Origin of the sequence: Budvicia aquatica DSM 5075 = ATCC 35567, assembly GCF_000427805.1 — a bacterium.
Lineage (GTDB): Bacteria > Pseudomonadota > Gammaproteobacteria > Enterobacterales > Enterobacteriaceae > Budvicia > Budvicia aquatica.
The window spans coordinates 14,686-36,037 of the sequence record NZ_ATYS01000025.1; the positions used below are offsets into that span (position 1 = coordinate 14,686).

Sequence of the window (21,352 nt, forward strand, 5' to 3'; positions counted from 1 at the left end):
GCTGTTTTTAATGGTAGCTACATTGAATGAATAAGAACTCTGCACCGATTAGCCGCCGTAGGTTACTTCAGGCGACTGGCGTCGCGTTAGGCGCTAGCCTATTACCCAGCGCTCCGGCTTTTGCTAACGCGCCTCAGGTCGCATTACCGGTTCCGCCGCTGTTGGAAAACCGTCGCGGCCAGCCGCTTTATCTCTCGATGCAACGTACGCACTGGGAGTTTATTGCCGGTAACCGCGTATCGACCTGGGGATTTAACGGCACCTATCTAGGGCCGACCGTGCGTGTACGCAGCGGCGATGACGTTAAGATGGTTTACAGCAATCGGTTAAATGAAGCGGTTGCATTGACGGTCAGCGGTTTGCAGGTGCCCGGCGTTCTTATGGGCAATGGCGCTCGATTAATGTCACCGGGCGTTGACTGGTCTCCTATTATTCCCATTCGCCAGCCGGCAGCGACCTGCTGGTATCACGCCATCACGCCGAATAAAATTGCGCCGCATATCTATAATGGTCTGGCAGGCATGTGGATCGTTGAGGATGATATCAGTCGTAATCTGAATATTCCCAGCCAATACGGTATCAATGACTTTCCTTTAATACTGCAAGACAAGCACTTTGACTCTTTTGGTCAGCCTGAATATTCACCGATAGATAAATCCGGATTCCTCGGCGATACCCTGTTATCTAACGGAGTGCCCGGGCCTTACGTTGAAGTCGGCCGCGGCTGGGTTCGTCTGCGTTTACTCAATGCCTCTAATTCCCGTCGCTATACTCTGGCCTTAAGCGATAACCGACCTTTTCAGGTGATTGCCAGTGATGTCGGCCTGCTGACGGCGCCGATTGCCATTACATCGTTGAATCTGGCTCCGGGTGAGCGTCGTGAAGTGCTGATCGATATGTCTAAAGGCGAAGAAGTGTCTATTACCGCCGGATTATCCGCCAGCGTAGTCGATCGCCTGCGCGGGTTCTTTGAACCTTCAAGCATTTTGAATTCAGCCTTAGTGCTGACAATTCGCCCGACCGGCCTGATTGCACTGTCTACCGATAAATTACCGACTACGCTAAAACCGGTAGATACCCTGGACGGCAGTATTGTTCGCTCCAGAGAGTTTATTCTGGGTGATGATATTCCTGGCATTAATGGCCCTATTTGGGATCCATTGCGTATTGATACGCATGCTTCTCAAGGCACATGGGAGCGCTGGATTATCACCACTTCCAAACCTCAGCCATTCCATATTCAGGGGGCCGCATTCTTCGTCAGTTCGGTCAACGGCGCCAAGCCAAGCCCTGAAGACTCCGGCTGGAAGGATACCGTTTGGGTGGAAGAGAAAGTCGAACTGTTGGTTAAGTTTAACAACACCTCATCGCCTCATTTTCCGTTTATGTATTACAGCCATAATCTGGAGATGGCGGACCGAGGGAGCATCGGTCAGTTGCTGGTGGAAGAAAGAAAATAAAGTAGGCGCTATCACTTAGCTGTATCTGGCGGTCTCTAGGCAGGTATGGCGAAGTATTCGTTCGCCAAATGAATTTCGATTCCATAACCTACGATATACGCGACCGACAAGGAGCCATAGGCGTGCGCCTCCGCACGGGAGCTCGGGTCGCTTAGGCGACTTCCCTCCACCATAAATTTGGCTTTACGTACCGGCACGGATTCGTTCCAGACGAAGCCGTGCCTCGGCCAACGTCCATGTTGGCCGTACTACCAAATTTCTGATGTCGGCCGATCTCTAGTGCTCATTGGAAGGTCAACGGCAAAACGAGGGAAAAAGCCAAACCCTTGTTTTGCTAATACCGATAGTCCATCTTATCAATCCCGTACTTCTTCATGCGTAAATAGAGCTTCTTGCGCGGTATCTGAAAATACTCCGCCACGTCATTAATCCGCCCCTGATGGATATTTAACGCCTCAATAATAATCCTGCGCTCGTAGTTTTCAATTCGCTCATCCAGCGGCGTCGGATCGGCATCCGTTGCCAGAGTATTCACCGGGCCGACCATCGGCAGCACGCCCACCGCAACAAGCTCAGCTGCGTTAGCCAGCTCTCGCACATTACCGGGCCACAGGCGGGTGGTGAGCTTTTTCATAAAGGCATCGCCCAGTTGGGGTAGCTGGCGATTGAGCCGTTTACAGGCATTAATCAAATAGTGGCGGAACAAATCTTCAATATCGCCGGGGCGTTTGCTAAGCGGTACGCATTCAATCTGAGTCATTGAAAACAGATAGTATAATTCAGGAATTAACAGCTGCCGGGCAGCCAGCTCCGCGGGGGGTAACTGGCTGGTAACGATAAGCCGGAAGTGGCGCTCTGCCTGACGATCTTGCAGCTGAGTGAGATAACGCTGATTTTGCTGGCTCAGGTACTCAATATTTCTTAACAGCAGTGAGCCGCCGTGGGCCAGCTCAATCCACTGGTGCAGCGGCTGTTCGGTGCCTGACGTCAATTCTTGGCAAATTAGCGGGTTATCCCTTAGGGCGCTGAGCCGGTGCAGGTATTTAGCCGCCATCATGCGGCCGGTTCCCAATTCGCCATACAGACAAACCGGTAGATCGGTTTCTGCCAGCGTGGCCAACTGCTGGCGTAAATTTCGCATCCACCCGCTGCGGCCGATCAGGTGCTGACCAAGCTGCTCTTTACGCCACTCTCTTTGCTCAATCAAATCTCTTCGTTCGGTTAGTGCCTTTTTGATCAGCGCTAATAGCTGAACCGGATTAACCGGCTTTTGCAAAAAGTCATAAGCCCCTTTTTTCACCGCTTCAACGGCCATCGGCACATCACCATGTCCGGTGATCATCAGCACCGGCAGCTGGTTATCAGCGGCATGAAGCTGTTCAAGCAGTGCTAAACCCGATATTTCGGGCATACAAACATCGCTGATAATGATTCCCGGCCAGTTATCCGGAATGAGATCCTGTGCCAGCAGGGGGTTACTACAGGGATAAACCTGATAGCCTTCCTGCTGCAACAATGCGCTGTAGGCTTGCAATACGTCGGCATCATCATCAATTAATAGAATCGATTGAGTATCATCTAACATATTAGGGTTTCCTGAATTGCAAAATGACGATGGCATGGCGGTCTAACGTTGAGGCGATAGTCAGGCTGCCTGAACACTGCTCCATAATTGACTGGCTGATCGACAGGCCAATACCTAATCCAACGGATTTATCGGTAGTAAATGGCGTTAACAGCCGGTCGGCGAGTGGCAGAGACCATCCTTTGCCATTATCTGAAATAGATAATATGAGCGATTCTTGTTGTTCTTGCTGCTCAATAATAATGCGCGGAGGCTGACCGTTAGCGGCCTCCAGCGCATTAGTAAATATATTGACTAATACCTGCTGGACCCGCACATCGTCTCCGTATACCGGGCTGATAGGCTGCGGATAAATTAACTCTGCTTTAAGTGGTCGATGACGTAAGGCTAACAGCTCCCAAGATGACTCGATGACTTGTAAAAGGTCGATAGAACCCAGTAACTGCTCGCCGTCGCTGCGCCGGGCAAAATAACGTAACCGCTTAATAATATTATCCATGCGTTCAATCAGGGTGCGCATGGTGATTAAATAGTGCTGAACGGCGGCATCATCCTTTTGTTCAACGGCCCGCCCGACGCTGAACAGATACATCGACAGGGCATTAAGCGGCTGGTTTACTTCATGGGCCAGCGTGGTCATGGTCTGGCCGACAACCGCCAGCTTGGCGGTCTGAATCAGTTCATTTTGTGTGGTACGCAGGTGTTTTTCGATGCCGATACGCTCACCAATTTCTTGCTCAAGCTGATACTTCTGCTGATTGATCTGGACGATCGTTTGGCGCAAAAGGTTGGCTATTCGGCCTAATTCATCACTACCGGTAACCGGAATTTCAGTCTCTAACTCGCCGTTACTTAAGCGGGCTACGGCATCATTCAGCGCTTGAAAGCGGTTAATCATTCTTGGGCGGATATACAGATAGTTGAGCAAAACCACAAACAGCAGCGCCATTAGCATCGCTCCGACAATCAGCGTGCCGCTGATTTGCATAATACTTTCCAGCCGGTGGTTAAAGGTTTGAAGCTGCAGATGGCTGCTGCCGAGCTGTTTTTCTAACTGAGCACGTAGCTGGGTGAGAACCTGTTCCTTATCCCCGATGGTGGCCTGCAGTGACTCCTGAGCCCGATTATTCTCAGCAATAGCGCCCGGCAAATAGTTTTTGGAGATACCCAATTCCAACAGTGAATAGACCGTTTGGCGCAGGGTGACGGTACTGGTGTGTTTTGCCAGAGCCTGAGTGCTCTCATCAGTTAATTGTTTAAGATAATTTAGGTAACCAATGTGGCTGGCCAGATTGCTCTGTTCTTCACTATCGGCCTTTAGCATTTCACGTAAGGCATCGACAATTTGGGCCTCGGTATGGGACAGGGCAAAGACCAACTGCAACTCATTTTGTACGTTGCGTAAAGAGAGTTGTAATGTCTGACTCTTATTAACATCACTGGTTTGGCTAAGTTGTTCTAATAGCGACGATTGCTGCCAGCTTAAGTCCTGTGACAGAGAGCTCAACTCATTGCTGAAGTCATCGTGTAACCAGTTAATTCTCGATGCAATTTCATTTAATTTCTCTTTGCTTAAGTAGCTGTTATAGAGCGCAGTGTCCAGATTATTAAGTAACTGGTAGCTATTATTTACCTGCTGGCTGAGGGTTATCTGGCGCTCTTGATCTAAATGCGGGCTGATGCTTTGAATTTTCTCCAGCCGCTGTTTAATTTGATCCCGTAACTGCAGGCGGCTGCTGGTGTTAGTCGACTGCTGCAAGTCGTTAAATTCATTGACCAATGAGGTCAGATTCTCTTCAAACTGGAATGAAGACTGAATTTTGGGGAAGTAATCATCTAATGCATAGCGAACCTGAGTACTCTGCACGTTCCACGAATATAGGCTAACAATGCTGACAAATAGCGTCAGAATGGCGCTGAAAACAAAGGCCAGTCGCAGGCTGGCACTGATGGTTAGCCGGTGAAATAGTCGACTCATTTTAATATTTCCAACTGTTTAATCACCAGCCGTTGCTGTTGCTGAAAGAACTGCTGCCAGGCCATTAATTGTGACTCGCGAAAATCGGGCTGCTGCTCTAGCTGGTTGAGATAGACCGGATCAGATGCCTGTTGCGCTGTAATCGGTACCGCGGTGAGCAGCGCGCGGATTTCCGGCAGTGGCCGTTTAAGCCGCTGTTCCGCATGATACAGCGCTTTCCATGCGTCCTGCAGCTGAGTCAGGCGAAAGGTAATTGCCGTATCGAATAACAATTGCACCAGTTTTTGGCGCTGAATGGTTAATGGGTAATCTAACGACGGGTGTTCCAACAATAGGGATTGCTGATGGTACATCGGATTATCCGGGGATAAAGGATACACCGGATACTTCCCTGAATCTGAGTCGCTCAGCGCCCTTTGTCCGGCGGGGCTAAGTAAGAAGTCAATAAACCTGCCGGCCTCTCTCTGATGCAGGCTGCCCTGAGTAATCGCAATAAACATCGGCGCAGCACGGGATGTGGGAAAATAGTTGAAGCCCAAATGCGGATTGTTTAGTAGCACGTTGGCATAGTTATCAATAATGGGGCCTGCACCACCCAGACCGGTATTGATTTTATTGGCGACGCCAAAGCTGCGGGAGGAGATAGTCGCCAGATTACCGCTGAGCTGTAAAAGGCTGCTCCAACCCTGTTGCCATCCGCGTTGTTCTAACAGGCTCTCAATCATCAGGTGAGTAGTATCTGAGCGTGAAGGGCTGCTCATCAGAATCATTCCCTGATAGCGTGCGTCACCCAAATCTTCCCATGTTTTGGGCGGCGGTAATCCCTTTTCTTGCAGTCGGGTATTATTCACCAGAATACCATAGCCTGAAATGGCGACGGCAACGGTAGTGGCGCGAATTGATTCAGGCACTAAGCAGCGACTGTTCTCTACTTTATTCTCAAAATAAGACAGTTTTTGGCTGTCCTGCAGTCGTTGTAGCAACATCGGGGATGAGCTCAGTACCAGATCAATATTTTCTCCTAACGGATTATTCAACAGGCGCTCTAGTGATGAGCTGGTACGGTTGAGGGTGCGAATATTAATGGCCTGGGGCTGCTGCTGCCACTGTTCGATAATATGAGCCGTAGCCTCCGGTGATAGCGTTGTGGCAATCACTAACTCGCTGGCCAGAGACAGGTTAGAGAAAAAAAGTAAGAGTAGCAGATACCCGCGGGCCATGGTGGCTTCCTGTGTTGACTGATGACGTTTTCAACCGTTGTTACTCACTGGAAGTGTTGAAATATATAAGGATAACAACTCTATTAGTCGCCCAAAATTTAAAAACACAGATTAATTTTGTGAGTCAGCTCAAATAACAATGAAATAAAATTTATCGACGTTATTTATTATTCGGTTTTATTTAACTCATTTTAACCTAAGAATACGAAAAATGGCGAGCTAAAAATAATAATGGATAATATTTGACTCATGGGTTTTATATTATGGGTTAGTTTTGACACATTATAGCTATATTGAATGTTTTGGTGCCAAGCGTCATTATCTCCGGGCTGATGCATCATAGGAAACATGATTACTTTATTAATTAAATATACTCAGCACGGCTGTGGCACTTTGTGAATGAAGGGGTTAGGCCTTCTTATCAAACGTTAATAAAATCAAACCTATTAATTACTCAGTTGAATATACATATTATTAAAATCTGAATTATTTTCATCAAATAACCTTAATGGTATTGGGTTATTTATATCGATATAAAAATGAGTTAAAAATTACAGCTAAAGGTAATGCTATGCTCTCAATTTTAAGACCTAAGGTTGCCACACATAAAGTGCCGGATGACCAAATACAAAGTACCTATAATCGTTATCGCGTTCAGGCGTTGTTTAGCGTATTTATTGGCTATCTCTCCTATTATATTGTTAGAAATAACTTCGCACTTTCAACGCCATATCTGATGCATGAGTTACAGCTGTCTGCGACCCAAATTGGTTTGCTTAGTAGCTGTATGTTGATTGCTTATGGTATCAGCAAAGGCATCATGAGTACGTTGGCTGATAAGGCTAGCCCGAAAGTTTACATGGCCTTTGGCTTGATCCTGTGTGCCATTGTTAATATTGGTTTAGGTTTTAGCTTTGCCTTCTGGATGTTTCTGGTTCTGGTTATTTTGAACGGATTCTTTCAGGGAATGGGGGTCGGGCCTTCGTTTATTACTATTGCCAACTGGTTCCCGCGTAAACAACGCGGCGTCGCCGGCGCTATCTGGAACGTATCTCACAACGTTGGCGGTGGTATTGTCGCGCCGATTATCGGGATTGCGTTTGCTTTAGTCGGTACTGAACACTGGAAAATTGCCAGCTACATCGTTCCTGCCGGTATTGCCGTATTCTTTGCACTGGTGGTATTAAAAGTAGGTAAAGGCTCTCCGGTGAGTGAAGGCTTACCACCGTTGAATGAAATTGTGCCGGATGAAGTGCCCGTTGCTAAGCTCAAGGGGGATAAAGCGCCGGAGAATATGTCAGCATTCCAGATTTTCACTACCTATGTACTGAAAAACAAAAATGCCTGGTATGTCTCTTTCGTTGACGTATTTGTCTATATGGTGCGTTTCGGCATTATCAGTTGGTTGCCAATCTACCTGCTGACGGTTAAACACTTTACTAAAACAGAGATGAGCGTGGCCTTCCTGTTCTTCGAATGGGCTGCGATTCCATCAACCCTGCTAGCCGGTTGGCTGAGTGACAAACTGTTCCGTGGTCGTCGTATGCCGCTGGCGATTGTCAGTATGGTGCTGATTTTCTTCTGTCTGCTTGGCTACTGGAAAAGTGATTCTCTGCTGGTGGTTACGGTATTTGCTGCCTGCGTTGGCTGCCTGATCTATGTGCCTCAGTTCTTAGCTTCAGTTCAAACTATGGAAATTGTGCCTAGCTTTGCGGTCGGTTCTGCGGTTGGTCTGCGCGGATTCCTGAGCTATATCTTAGGGGCATCTTTAGGGACCAGTATGTTCGGTATTATGGTCGACCGGGTTGGTTGGGACGGTGGCTTCTATCTGCTGCTCGGTGGCGTGGTGTGCTGTATTATCTTCTGTATCTTAACCCACCGTGGCGCGCTGGAATTAGAGCGTGAAAGAGCAAAAGAGAAAGATGCTCACGATGCGTTAAACGCGGAGCCAGCAGTAGCGTAAAAATTGAATATCATTTGAAGTTAAACGGCCTCTTTAATAGAGGCCGTTTGCTTTTGGGTCTGTGAATCAGGCCGATCTAAGGACTAATATTGTGGATGAAACCGATTAATTTTTCTGCTCAACCTCAGTCTCAGGCGCGGGGCAATCCAGCTTATTAACCACTACGTTTCCTACTTCTTTACCTGCGCTATTGGTATAAATTGTTCTAACAGAGAAGTCGTCGTACAGTAAAAAGGCATATTGATCGTCGGCACAGTTATCACGAGGGGCGTTTTTTATATCCTGAACGATAATATCTTGCCCGGTATCTGGCTTTGCCGTGATTCTGATTATCATTTCGTTATCTTTTCGGCTGAAGTCTGTATAAACGAAATTCCCTTCCATATCGTCTACAGGTAACTCGGTATTCATTTCAGCAATAAAGAGGTCAATTCTGTTATAGCGTTCGCGCATCAACTGCAGCATATAGGCATGCAAATTAGATCCATTTTCTGCCTGAACCTCTTCTTGATGCGACTGCCAGGCTTTATATCCCATTTTGCCAAAAGAAATGATGGCGACTAAAGCAATAGCAATGGTGCCGATAGTGATTTTACTTTTCTGTTCCATGTAAATAGCGAGTCCATTAGTGATTATTTGTACGTTATAGACGCATTTTGGCATTAAAGAGACGAGGATCGCAATCTGTTCGAGGTGAGTCGTTAATATTTGATGAAATTTTGTAATGACACTGACACTACGATTGCCTATACGCTGGTCGACTTGGAAGCGAGTATTTAGACAGAGTGATCGGTCTTGTCGCTGGTGGCGCCATTAAGTAATCCAGTAAAACTTTCCTCAATTTATTCACGCCCTGGTACCCTCAATGTGGGTCTACAGCATTAATCTTACGAAATCCTTCGTCTAAATATCCAATACGCCAGGCTACCGGTGGTAACGGTAATCACCAGCAGCGGCCATAAACTCCCCCAGATAATGGCGAAGTCGGCGTCTTTGAGGTAAATCTGTTTAGTGATATCTGTAAAGTGGCGAATCGGATTAATCCAGGTCACATTTTGTAGCCAGACGGGCATATTTTCTACCGGAGAAACATAGCCGGAGAGCAGAATGGCCGGCATCATAAAGACGAAAACGCCAATAAATGCCTGCTGCTGCGTGGCACACAGCGATGAGATCAACAGACCAAATCCGACCAAAGACAAGCTGTAAATAAGCATGGTGCCGTAAAACAACGGTAGAGAACCGGCGAACGGGATCTGATAAGCCAGCATACCGATCAGTAAGACAATCGATCCTTGAAATATCGCGACAATCATTGCCGGTACGGCTTTACCAATAAATATTTGCCAAGTGGTGAGCGGCGACACCAATAGCTGTTCCATGGTGCCTTGTTCCCGTTCGCGGGCGACGGACAGTGAGGTCACAATCAATACGCCAATCGTCACAATCATGGCTATCAGCGAAGGAATAACAAACCACTTATAGTCGAGATTAGGGTTGTACCAGTTACGGATCACCAGCTCGCTGTTATTCTGCCTTGGCATTCCGTCAGTCAGCTCTAACTGGTAATTCGCGACAATCTGCTGAATATAGTTAGCCGCTATCTGGGCGCTGTTAGAGCGCCGCCCGTCAAGAATGATTTGCAGCTGAGCCGTATGACCACTCTCAATACGGCGGGAGAAGTCTGACGGAAAACGGACCAGAAGCAGGGCTTTTTGTTGGTTGATCGTTGGCTCAATCTCCTGTGAACCATGGAGTAAAATGACTTTGGTAAAGGCGCTGGCCTTGGCAAAACGCTGGGTAAGTTCTATTGATGATTTACCACTGTCTTCACTATAAATGGCAATAGTGGCATTGGTGACTTCCAGCGTGGCGGCAAACGGAAACAGGATAACCTGAAGCAGCACCGGCAGGATCAATATCGCTCTGGTCTGGGGATCTCTTAGCAATGACTGGAGCTCTTTAACGATCAGGCTGAGTAAGCGATGTAACATATTGATAGCCCCTAATCCAGTCGCCGCTTGGTTTTTAACGCAGTAAGCCCGATAAAGAAAATGGCTGATGCAATTAAAAACAGCAGGTTAGTTAACAGGATTGGGCCAATATTGCCGGCCAGAAACAGCGTTTGCAGGGTACTGACAAAGTAACGGGCCGGAATAATGTAGGTCACGGCACGGACCACTTCCGGCATGCTGTCTATCTCAAAGATAAAACCAGATAACATTACCGCAGGTAGGAACCCGGCGTTTAGGGCAACCATTGCGGCATTAAATTGGTTACGGGTCAGCGTTGAAATCAGTAGTCCCATCCCCAAGGTACTGGCTAAAAACAGGCTGCTCATCCCAAACAAAATTAGCAGGGATCCCCGGTAGGGCACGTCCATCACAAATACCGCCACCACAATACATAAAGCCATTGCTATCATGCCCAGCACATAATAGGGGATCAGCTTAGACAGCAGCAGTTCGGTGCGGGTAACCTGAGTTGAGAGTAAGGCTTCCATCGTCCCGCGTTCCCATTCCCGAGCAATGACCAGCGAAGTCAGAATTGCTCCGATAACCGTCATAATAATGGTGATAGCGCCGGGGATAATAAAATTACGACTAATAGCTGAAGGGTTAAACCAGTAGCGTAATTGAACCTCGATCAGCTGCTGTGGTTTTTCACCCAGATCGGTAGCCTGATTTAATTGCCATACCTGCCAGATTCCTCGGGCATAGCCCTGCACGAAGTTTGCGGTATTGGGCTCACTACCGTCGGTGATAACTTGGATCGGTGTATCATCCTGCGGGCGGGCCAGCCGGCGGGAAAAGTCAGACGGGATCACGATCAGCCCGCGAATTTCTCCGGCCTGAAGCTTATGAATTAATATGCGCTTATCGGTACTGATCGTTGGGTCAATGTAAGCCGAGCCGATAAATGCGTCGACTAAGTGGCGGGCTTCCGGCGTCTGCTGTTCCATTAAAATACCCACTTTAAGCTTACTGGAATCCAGATTGATACCGTAGCCAAAAATAAACAGCAGCATAAGTGGAATAACGAAGGCAATTAATCCGCTGCTGGGGTCGCGCAGTATTTGGTAAGTCTCTTTACGGCACAGGGCAATCAGGCGACGAAAGGAAAAGTAGGTACTTAACGTTGACGGCAATTTATCAGTCATTTTCCGTCCCCTTATCGTAGCGTTGAACTAAATCAATAAAGGCCTGTTCCATGGTCGGATTGATATTATCCGCGGTAGCTACCTGCTGCTTTAAATCATCAGGGGAGCCTGATGCAATAATTTTACCGCGGTAAACCAAGCCAATACGGTCACAATACTCGGCCTCATCCATAAAGTGAGTGGTCACCATCACGGTAACCCCTTTCTCTACCATCCCGTTAATATGCAGCCAGAACTCCCTGCGGGTAATCGGGTCTACCCCTGAGGTGGGTTCGTCCAGAAACAGAATATCCGGTTCATGCATCAGCGCGCAGGAAAGGGCTAAACGCTGTTTGAATCCCAGCGGGAGGGCATTAGGTTCCTGTTTTAGAATGGGTGAGAAGTTAAAGGCTTCTATCATTTCATTCATTTTATCGCGCTGCTTTTGGCCATGCAGACCATAGGCACCGGAGAAGAACTTCAGGTTTTGTTCTACCGTCAGGTTGCCATATAACGAGAACTTTTGTGCCATATAGCCTAAATGCTGGCGGGCCTTTCCCGAGCTGGTTTTCAGATCCATACCCAACACTAATGCTTTACCGCTAGTGGGTACTAACAGACCGCACATCATCTTAAAGGTAGTGGATTTTCCTGCCCCGTTAGGGCCAAGCAGGCCGAAGATTTCTCCGCGCTTTACCTGAAAGCTAACGTTATCCGTTGCGGCAAAGCTGCCAAATTTTTTGGTTAATGACTGAGATTCAATCACGACATCATCCGGATGACCTTCAGCTATCGGCATAATTTTAGCCAGCGCCGATTCGCTGGCCGGGTTGCCGCCCAGCAGATCAATAAAGGCGTCTTCAAAACGTGGTTCGGCTTCAATCACTTCAGCACCCGGCTGGTCGAGCAGCGCTGGCAGTTGCTGGTGCTCTTCACCTTCACGCAGAATCAGGCGTACGGCTTTTCCTTGAATGACTCCGTCGGTGATTTGAGGAAAGGTTAAGGCTTTCTGTAAAAGCTTACGATTTGTCCCCTGAGTGGCGGAGAGCAAAATACTGCGGCCCGCCATTCTCTGAGTTAATTCCTGCGGCGGGCCGTTGAAGATCAACTTGCCTTCATTCATTAACAATACCTGACGGCACTGCTCGGCTTCGTCAAGATACGAGGTACTCCACAGAATCAGCATTCCCTCATCGGCCAGTTCATGAACCATTTTCCATAATTCTCGGCGGGAAATCGGGTCAACGCCAACGCCGGGCTCATCCAGCAACAGAACTTTAGGCTGGCCTATCAAGGTACAGGCTAACCCCAGTTTTTGTTTCATACCGCCGGATAGTTTTCCGGCTAAGCGATCGGTAAAGCGGGTTAAGTCAGTAAAGGTGAGTAATTTCTCGAAGGTTGCCCGCCGTTCTTCACCGATAACGCTGCGCAAATCAGCATACAGGTTAAGATTCTCCATCACTGACAGGTCTTCATACAGGCCGAACTTTTGTGGCATATAGCCTAAAACGGCATGCAGTTCACGATCTTGTTTAATCGGATCCAGGTTTGTTACACGGAGAGTGCCTGAGTCCTGTTTGAGCAAACCCGCCAGCATGCGGATAAGCGTTGTTTTTCCTGCGCCGTCAGGACCAACCAGCCCCATAACGGCGCCGCTTTCTATGCTGGTTGTCAGGCTGGCAACCGCCGGGCGTTCCATGCCTTTAAAGCATTTTTCAACGCCTTCCAGCACAATGGTATGGCCGGTGGAGGTCGCAGAAGTTTTCGTTATCATCATTTGGCCTAATGAGACGGGAAGGCAATGGTGACCGGCATTCCCTGCCGTAGATGATCGTCAGGATCGGTGACAATAATGCGCAACCGGTAAACCAAGTCGGTGCGTAACTCCGGGGTTTCTACATTCTTAGGTGTAAATTCAGCATTAGGTGAAACAAAGCCAATAGTGCCGTGGTAAGGCTGGCTTGGGCGGGCATCAGTATAAATTTCGAGTTCAGTACCGGGCACTGCGCGAGATAAATTTATTTCGCTGACATAGGCGCGTATCCAGACCGGATTAGTCAGTGACAGGCTAAATACGGTATTACTGGCGCTTAGCATGCTGCCGGGCTCAACGGCCCGGGTTAAAATAGTACCGGCTGATGGCGATATTAACCGGGTATCAGACAGATTAAGCTCGGCCTGTTTCAGCACCGCTTCGGCCTCAGCCAACGCGGCTCTGGCCTGCGCGATTTCTTGCGGACGGTAACCACTTTCAAACTGAGACAGCTTATCTTTCGCCGACTGGAGCGTAGCTTTGGCCTGATCCCGGGCGTTTTTGGCATCTTCTAACGTATTGGCAGATATAGCGCGAGTTTTCCACAGCCCAAGCTGGCGCTGATAAAAACTTTGGGCATAGTCAGAGGCCGATTGGCTCTGTTCGACGGCTGCCCGAACCTGAGCAATTTCTTCCGCCCGGTAGCCTTCTTCAGCTAAGGCCAGCTTAGCCCGAAGTCCTTCAACATTGGCTTTTGCCTGCAATACCGAGTTTTGGAAAGGAGCATCATCTAACTGCCCGAGAAGCTGGCCGGGAGTAACCATATCCCCTTCATCAACGTTCAGCGAGGCCAGTCGACCATTGACCCTAAAACTAAGGTTAACGGTTCTGATATCAACATTACCGTAGAGCGTGAGGTTCTGGTTATTTCGGCTGGTATAGCTATTCCAGCCGTAAACAGCACCGGCCAGTAATATCAACGCTAAAATAATGACGAGGATTTTTTTCTTACTCATGACCTAAGGCTCCTGTCTCTATTGCAACCATATCCATCATACTTCAAGTCGCATCTTTGTTGGCTGCGCTTGTTCGCCCGAATCACTTACTTGAGTAAGCTCACCGGGACTATTCGGCCCATCCATGGGCCTCACCTCTCCGAGGCCGCTGCAAGCAGCGTTCAAATCTGTTCCAGACAGATTTGTTACTCCCTTGCCGCCGCAATGCAACTCGAATTATTTTTGGCTATATGTCCATCATACTTCAAGCCGCATCTTTGTTGGCTGCGCTTGTTCGCCCGAATCACTTACTTGACTGACCGATTTATCATCCCGGCGATTTTCTTTTTTACCGTTTTTCTGAAAATTGAATTATTTTAGCTATATATGACAGATTTTCATTCCAATAAAGTTAACACGAAGCAACCGCTTCAGGGACTGTTATTTGATCAGGATAGTTAAACGTGTTGCAAAAATTAAGCTTTTACAGCATAGACGCAGGGATAAAACTTGCGAGAAGGGAGAGGGAGAACGCTGCAAGGAAATCAAAAAGGCCACCTAAAACAGATGGCCTCTGAGTTTTGGGGGGAACTTATCTATACGCCGGAGAGACTACAGAATAACGACCGCTGCCCAGTAACATGGTAATAATGGCGGCCAGGAAGTACATAGCTTCAACTTCCAGTCCCCAGGCACCCACGTTAGTTACGGTAAAGAATTTGCCGGTGCCGACCATCAAGGTTGCAACCAATAAGTTAATCGCCACAATAAAGGCCGCCGGACGGGTGAAAATACCTAATATGATCAGTACGGGTGCAACAATCTCACCAATATAAACGCCATAAGCGACAAAGGCAGGAATGCCCTGACTGACCAGCATTCCTTCAATCCAGCCGGTACCGTGTTGTAATTTAGCGACGCCGTGGAAAATCATTAATACAGAAAATGTGATTCTAAGCAGAAGTTTACCGCCATCAGGGTGGTCGGTAAGTCTGGTGAATAGTTGATTTAAGTTAGCTAGCATGGCAGTCATCCCGTTTAATAATCTGATAATGGGCTATTAAATCTAATTACCAGAAAAAATTAGTTCAATGTATGTGAAAATATAAAAATAGCAAATTAATAATCTGCTGTTGAGGAAGTATAATTATAGGTGAATTTTTTGAGTTTAATAGTCGACGAACATTTTATTTTTCTTTGCGAAATAAGGAACTTAGATTAATGTTTTAAGCTAAAGCTGTGTCAATCTCGATAATGGCTTCTTTTTGGAATTTAATTCTAATTTTTTGATATAAAATTAGTTTATAAGCTAAAGTTGTACATAATTCAGTCTATAAATTTGATTTAGTTAGTCAAAATAACTGAATGAAAATGCAGGGTTTCTTTGATGAACTAATAGGGAGTTTATAGTCCGTTGTGAAATAGTTAACCTGATATTGATCTGTCCGGTTGTTTAAATGCTTTTTGTACGTATGAATTACCTCCATGCTACAGGCTCACTTCTGTTTTAAAGTAAATTAGTTGAAAACTTGGTAATTATGACAGTATCCGCATTTCACATTAAGGATTATGCTATAGGATGAGTAACTGATAGCCGTAATTATATTCAGAGCCATAATGCAGAGGTATGAATGGAATTTTTTAAATATGATTTGGGGATTAAACAGTCTCTTGAGCAAAGCCTGAAAGACTTTGGTATCAAAAGATATTCCTACTTTTTATCACAAAAATCCATCAATTCATCCCCGTTAGTGATATCTAATTATCCTACCGAATGGGTGTCTGGTTATATGGACGCTGAGCTTTATTTGATAGATCCGGTATTTTTGTCGGCAAAGCAAACTATTCTGCCTTTTGCATGGAGTGAGATATCGAGCCCTGACAAGCCTTGGGGAGGCGGTGAGGTGCTTAAGTTTGCTCAACAGCATAACCTTTTTGATGGCTATACTTTTACTATTCACGATAACAATAATCATATGGCTTTATTGAGTTTTTGTAATATTGATGAAGACCAAGATTTTCATTGTAATATTAGAAAGTATAAAGCAGAAATTCAATTGCTATTGAATTATACCCATGATGAAATTATTAAAACCATTCTAAATTACCAACTGGCTAATAAACAATGCATTCTGTCTTCCCGTGAAATAGAAATATTACAGTGGGTTAGTTTAGGTAAAACCTATGTTGAATCTGCGATAATATTAGGCATTCGTGAAAGAACAATAAAATTCCATATGAAAAATATAGTCAATAAGCTAAACGTATCTAATGCCAAGCATGCAATAAAGAAAGCGATAGAGTTAGATTTGTTAGATTAAAGTAGCAAATTTCATATCTAAGCGGTGCTTTGTAACCCTACCTATTCTTAATTCTTTTACTATGTAATTTTTTCATATAAAAGAAGAGTTAATTTAAATTATCATCATGATTTATAATGAATAATTAGCTTTTCTAACTGATATGGTATCTGAATGTAATCGGTAAAGCTTATGAGGTAAATCAGCTTTTGACCAATTCTCCTCAAAATAAATATAATTCTATTCTTTTATGTATCAATGTTAATAATAACCTTGGGCAATAACTTGAGTTATTGAATTTCAGTTTTAAAGCTATTTATACTTTTCATATCATTAAGTGCCTGTTCAACAAATAAATAGGCAATACCCATTACCTGTTTTTGGCGAGACAGTTGGCCGAAAATTATATTTGTGGCATTGGTTCTTACTGCATCAGTTTGATCAAATGGATTAAATCCAGTTTGTTCCTGAATAATATCTAACCATTCATTACCAAATCCACAGCTACGCCCGTAAAAATATATCCGGTTAATATTAAGTATATTAAGAAAATTATATAGGCTAAGACCAATGGCTTTTGCCGCATTGCTGACTAATGGCCTAAGATCTTCATCTCCCAAATGGTAATGTTTGATTAACCAATCGGTAGTCGGCGTTCTTAATACCCGATCCTGGTGGTGCCCTCTGGAGTGGCTTTTTAATATCATGCGCGCCTTTTTCTTTAAGGCTGATAAAGAGGCAATTGTCTCTAAACATCCGTAGCGACCACAGGCACAGGCTGCGCCATCAGGGTCAATAATGGTATGACCAATTTGACCACTGCCATACAGGCTACCGCGGTAAATTTGCTGGTTAATGACAAAGGATGAGCCAATGCCATAATCTACATTAATTACGCAAAAATCCTGATGATTAGAACCGTTTTGCCATTTTTCAGCCAGCGCCAGCATGATGCAGTCATTATCGATCAACAATTCGGTATTCAGCCGCTCTTCCAGCAGATATTTAATTTCAATCGGAGTATCCCACGGGGCCTGTGGCATATTTTGTGATACGCCGGTGACCGGATTAACCTGACCATGAATCGATAGGGCTAGCCGTAACGGGAGCTGACGGTGCATATGGTGATATTCCCGGTACAGCTTTTCTATCTCTTCAAGTAACGCTTCCGGCGTTGTGGCTTTAATTGCAGTGAGCCTTAAAGGGGATTGGGCTGTGATTAGGCCATCGACTAATACGCTTTCAATCATATATGGAGAGATATTCAGACACAGAATATAGCCATCGGGTGGGCGAATCTGATAACTACCGCCGCTTAACCCGCGGGAATGGAGGTTCTCCTGCCGGTGTAAAACTTTATTTTCTTGCTCAAGCTCATCCAGTATTTTGCTGATTGCCGGAATAGAAAGCTGTGAAAGTTTGGCCAGAGTAGATTTGCTGGCGATTTTTTCCCGATACAGGATCTCCAGTAAAATTCTTTTATTGTAATGACGTATCCGATGATTATTTAGCCCGATGGGTGACACTTCACTAAACTCCGTTAACTGTATTGCGTGAGCATTGTGCGTAATTCCTCTTATTGTGTCCATTAAACTGCCATATATGCAAATTTTAGTATCAATAGTTAAATTTAAGGGGATGTATGAACCAGGTTAAGGTTTGGCAGCAAAGTGTTGATATTCCAACCTATGAAGTTGGCCCTCAGGATGAGAACCCGATGTTTTTAGAAAATCGGGTTTATCAGGGGTCATCGGGTGCGGTTTACCCTTATGGCGTGATAGACACCATTACCGGTGAGAAATCGCTTCGCCGCTATCAGGCAGTCTACTTAGAAAATGATTACATTCGAATAATGCTGTTGCCTGAATTAGGCGGGCGCATTCAGCGGGCTTACGACAAAGTTAAACAACGGGATTTTGTTTATCATAACGAGGTGGTTAAACCCGCTCTGGTGGGGCTTATTGGCCCGTGGATTTCCGGTGGCATTGAGTTTAATTGGCCCCAGCACCATCGCCCGACCACCTATATGGCGATCGATGTTCAAATTCAGCAGCATGATGATGGTGCTCAAACCGTCTGGCTGGGTGAAATTGAACCTATGCGTGGCCTTCAGGTGATGACGGGTTTTACCCTCTATCCCGACCGAGCGCTGGTTGAAATCAGTGCCAAAGTCTACAACGGTAACGACACCCCTCGTCATTTCCTGTGGTGGGCTAACCCGGCGGTGAAAGGCGGTGATGACCACCAAAGCGTATTCCCGCCGGACGTAACCGCAGTATTCGATCACGGTAAACGTGACGTATCTTCTTTCCCCATTGCGCAGGGTACCTACTATAAGGTGGACTATTCCGCCGGGGTTGATATCTCTCGCTATAAAAATATTCCGGTACCGACATCCTATATGGCCGGTAAATCGGACTATGACTTCGTCGGGGCATATAGCCATGATGAGCAGGGCGGTTTATTGCATATTGCCGACCACCATGTTTCTCCGGGAAAGAAGCAGTGGACATGGGGCAACTGTGAATTTGGCCAAGCATGGGACCGCAGCCTGACCGATGAGAACGGTCCTTATATTGAACTGATGACCGGCGTATTTACCGATAACCAACCTGATTTTACTTGGTTAGATGCCTATGAAGAGAAGCGCTTTGTTCAAAACTTCCTGCCTTACAATACGTTGGGAATGGTACAGAATGCCAATACTCAGGCGGCGCTTAAGTTAGAACGTCAGAATGGTCAACTGGTATGGGGAATATATGCGGTTTCACCACTGAACAATGCCCGTTTAATTATTGCTACTGAACGCGGCGATAATATTTTACTGGATCGTCCGGTGACGCTGGCGCCCTGTGAAGCGTTAATGGAAAATCTGGCGCAAACCACTGAGGATCGCCTGACCATCGTTCTGCTAGACCAACAGGGGCAGGAAGTTCTTCGCTATCTGGAACATTTAGCTCAGCCTGAACCCTTACCGAGTCCGGCAAGCGTACCGCTAAAACCGGCGTTGATTGCCAGCGCCGATGAAGCCTATTTTATTGGCCAGCACTTAGATCAGTATAACCATGCCAGCCGTTCAGCATTTGATTACTATCAGCGCGGGCTGGAGCTGGATTCCGGCGACTATCGCTGTAATTTAGCATTGGCAACGCTGGAATATAACAGAGCGAATTTCGAGCAGGCAATCGGCTACGCTGACAGTGCATTAACGCGGGCACATCGGCTGAATATTAATCCTCAGTGCGGTAAAGCCAGTTTGATCCGCGGCTGTGCCTATGAGCGTTTGGGTAATGTTGAACAGGCTTATGAAGACTTCTACCGGGCCACTTGGAGCGGTAACGGCAAAGAGGGTGGGTTCTACGGTCTGGCACGAATATCTAGCCGCCAGAAAAAATATCAACAGGCCCTGACCTTTACTGAAAATAGCCTGACATGCAATGGCGCGAACTATCATACGATTGCCCTAAAAGCCCTGTTATTACACAAGTTGGGGCAGTCTGAACAGAGCCTGAATTATATCGACCTTCAACTGGCAAGTTATCCGTTGAATTATGCCCTTTATTACCTGCGTTTGACCGTGACCGGTGCAGCAGCCGATGCTGAAAAACTACGTCAGGTAACCGGTGGCAGAGGAATCAATGCTTTATCTATTGCCGGCTGGCTGGTCGAACTGGGCCAACAGGATTTGGCCTTGGATCTATTGACGGTGCTGGATAATCAGGAAACTCTGCCGCTGTATTTACGCGCCAGTCTGAGTAAACAGAACCTCTCTGCGACCGAGTATCAGGCTTTACTTCAACAGGCCCGAGATGCATTTAGCCACCGGGTACGCTTCCCTAATACATTGATTGAAGTCCAAATGCTGACGGCACTAACAGAGTGCTATTTCGCTCAGTATTTACTGGGTTGCTTCTACTATAGCAAGCGTAATTACGCCAAGGCCGTTGCATTATGGGAGCGTTCAGCCGAGCTGGAACCGGGCTTTGCCGGTGTGTGGCGTAATCTTGGCGTTTACGCTTTCAATAAACAGCAAAATGGCGATAAGGCTGAGCAATATCTGAGCCGTGCGGTTGAACTTAGTCCCCATGATGCCCGGTTGTTGTTTGAGCTGGACTATCTGCGTAAGTTGAAAGGGCTGGCACCGCAACAGCGTTTGGCTGCCCTCGAACCGTACCAGAGCATTGTGCTTAAGCGTGACGACTTAACCGCGGAGCTGATTAGCCTGTTGCATATCTGTGGTAAGCCCGAGCTCGCCGCCCGCATCCTTTCACAACGGGACTTCCACCCATGGGAAGGCGGAGAAGGGAAAATTACCGGCCAGTATCTGATTAATCTCCAGCGCAGGGCATTTGACTTGTTGATGAACGGTCAGGCGCAACAGGCTCAGGCGCTGCTTCAGCAGGCTCTTCACTATCCTGAAAACTTCGGTGAAGGGCGTTTAGTTGGTCAGACTGATAACGATCTTTATTACTGGCTGGCGGTTTGCGCAGAGGCATTAAACGATCGTACATCGGCCCGGGATTTCTATCAAAAAGCGGCGCAGGGAAGCGGGCAGATCGGTGAGAGCAAGTACTACAACGATCAGCCGGTAGACTATCTGTTCTATCAGGGAATGGCCAAGGCTCAGTTGGGGCAAACTCAACAGGCTGAGCAGATCTTCTCTCAAATGCTTGATTGGGCCGACAAAGCTAAAGATCGGCCGTTTGAAGCCGACTTCTTTGCCGTGTCGCTACCGGATCTGGTGGTGTTAGACAGTGACGGGCAGCACAAGCACCAACAACACTGCCTGTTTGTCAAAACGCTGGCCTATCTGGGGCAGGGGAATACCCCACAGTTCAACGCATCATTACAACAATTATTGGCATTGAATCCAAATCACGATAAGGCACACCTGTTTAGCCTGTTAGGTAACAGCTTGCTGGCCCGTGGAAACTAATCGGCTCTGTCCAAAAGGATAAT

The 21,352-nt window shown here is 46.6% G+C and carries 14 protein-coding genes; 4 read left to right on the plus strand and 10 right to left on the minus strand.

What is annotated here, in order from left to right:
* Positions 1–26: 26 nt before the first annotated feature.
* On the plus strand, positions 27–1,460 hold the full coding sequence (ftsP, locus tag YWE_RS0111280) for a cell division protein FtsP (RefSeq protein WP_029094626.1): 1,434 nt from the start codon (positions 27–29) through the stop codon (positions 1,458–1,460).
* Positions 1,461–1,794: 334 nt separating this feature from the next.
* Here the strand turns inward: ftsP and pgtA are convergent, their stop codons facing one another.
* The 3 genes from pgtA to YWE_RS0111295 are packed head-to-tail and all read right to left on the minus strand — an operon-like array spanning position 1,795 to position 6,243.
* On the minus strand, positions 1,795–3,045 hold the full coding sequence (gene pgtA / locus YWE_RS0111285; protein ID WP_029094627.1) for a two-component system response regulator PgtA: 1,251 nt from the start codon (positions 3,043–3,045) through the stop codon (positions 1,795–1,797).
* A gap of 1 nt (position 3,046) precedes the next feature.
* The gene (gene pgtB / locus YWE_RS0111290) at positions 3,047–5,023 is read right to left on the minus strand and encodes a two-component system sensor histidine kinase PgtB (RefSeq protein ID WP_029094628.1); all 1,977 of its coding nucleotides are present in this window, start codon (positions 5,021–5,023) and stop codon (positions 3,047–3,049) included.
* Positions 5,020–6,243: an ABC transporter substrate-binding protein gene (locus YWE_RS0111295; protein WP_036015792.1), complete on the minus strand. Its 1,224-nt coding sequence runs from the start codon at positions 6,241–6,243 to the stop codon at positions 5,020–5,022. Before YWE_RS0111295 ends, pgtB begins: the two co-directional genes overlap by 4 nt.
* Before the next feature lie 571 nt (positions 6,244–6,814).
* Between YWE_RS0111295 and pgtP the strand changes: the two genes are divergently transcribed.
* Positions 6,815–8,206, plus strand: coding sequence for a phosphoglycerate transporter PgtP (gene pgtP / locus YWE_RS0111300; protein WP_029094630.1), 1,392 nt, complete (start codon positions 6,815–6,817; stop codon positions 8,204–8,206).
* A gap of 105 nt (positions 8,207–8,311) precedes the next feature.
* On the opposite strand, the gene YWE_RS0111305 is transcribed toward pgtP, so the two are convergent.
* From YWE_RS0111305 to YWE_RS0111330, 6 genes are all read right to left on the minus strand, one after another.
* Positions 8,312–8,815, minus strand: coding sequence for a hypothetical protein (locus tag YWE_RS0111305; protein ID WP_029094631.1), 504 nt, complete (start codon positions 8,813–8,815; stop codon positions 8,312–8,314).
* Between the two features lie 278 nt (positions 8,816–9,093).
* Complete coding sequence (locus tag YWE_RS0111310; protein WP_029094632.1) at positions 9,094–10,200, minus strand: ABC transporter permease; 1,107 nt, start codon at positions 10,198–10,200, stop codon at positions 9,094–9,096.
* An 11-nt stretch (positions 10,201–10,211) separates the two neighbouring features.
* The gene (locus YWE_RS0111315) at positions 10,212–11,366 is read right to left on the minus strand and encodes an ABC transporter permease (protein ID WP_029094633.1); all 1,155 of its coding nucleotides are present in this window, start codon (positions 11,364–11,366) and stop codon (positions 10,212–10,214) included.
* Complete coding sequence (locus YWE_RS0111320) at positions 11,359–13,119, minus strand: ATP-binding cassette domain-containing protein (protein WP_036015794.1); 1,761 nt, start codon at positions 13,117–13,119, stop codon at positions 11,359–11,361. The genes YWE_RS0111315 and YWE_RS0111320 overlap by 8 nt, the downstream gene beginning before the upstream one ends.
* 8 nt (positions 13,120–13,127) lie before the next feature.
* Entirely contained in the window at positions 13,128–14,114 is a 987-nt protein-coding gene (gene hlyD, locus YWE_RS0111325; RefSeq protein WP_029094635.1) for a secretion protein HlyD, read from the minus strand.
* A gap of 571 nt (positions 14,115–14,685) precedes the next feature.
* Positions 14,686–15,117 carry a DoxX family protein gene (locus YWE_RS0111330; protein ID WP_029094636.1) on the minus strand — a complete coding sequence of 144 codons (432 nt, stop codon included), beginning with the start codon at positions 15,115–15,117 and terminating at the stop codon, positions 14,686–14,688.
* A gap of 607 nt (positions 15,118–15,724) precedes the next feature.
* Between YWE_RS0111330 and YWE_RS0111335 the strand changes: the two genes are divergently transcribed.
* Positions 15,725–16,414, plus strand: coding sequence for a helix-turn-helix transcriptional regulator (locus tag YWE_RS0111335; RefSeq protein WP_029094637.1), 690 nt, complete (start codon positions 15,725–15,727; stop codon positions 16,412–16,414).
* A 269-nt stretch (positions 16,415–16,683) separates the two neighbouring features.
* Here the strand turns inward: YWE_RS0111335 and YWE_RS0111340 are convergent, their stop codons facing one another.
* A complete protein-coding gene (locus YWE_RS0111340) occupies positions 16,684–17,982 on the minus strand; it encodes an ROK family protein (RefSeq protein ID WP_084167054.1) in 1,299 nt (432 codons plus the stop codon).
* A 53-nt stretch (positions 17,983–18,035) separates the two neighbouring features.
* On the opposite strand from YWE_RS0111340, the gene YWE_RS0111345 reads away from it, so the two are divergent.
* Positions 18,036–21,329 (plus strand): DUF5107 domain-containing protein, encoded by a 3,294-nt coding sequence (locus tag YWE_RS0111345; RefSeq protein ID WP_029094639.1) that lies wholly within the window; start codon positions 18,036–18,038, stop codon positions 21,327–21,329.
* Positions 21,330–21,352: the final 23 nt, after the last annotated feature.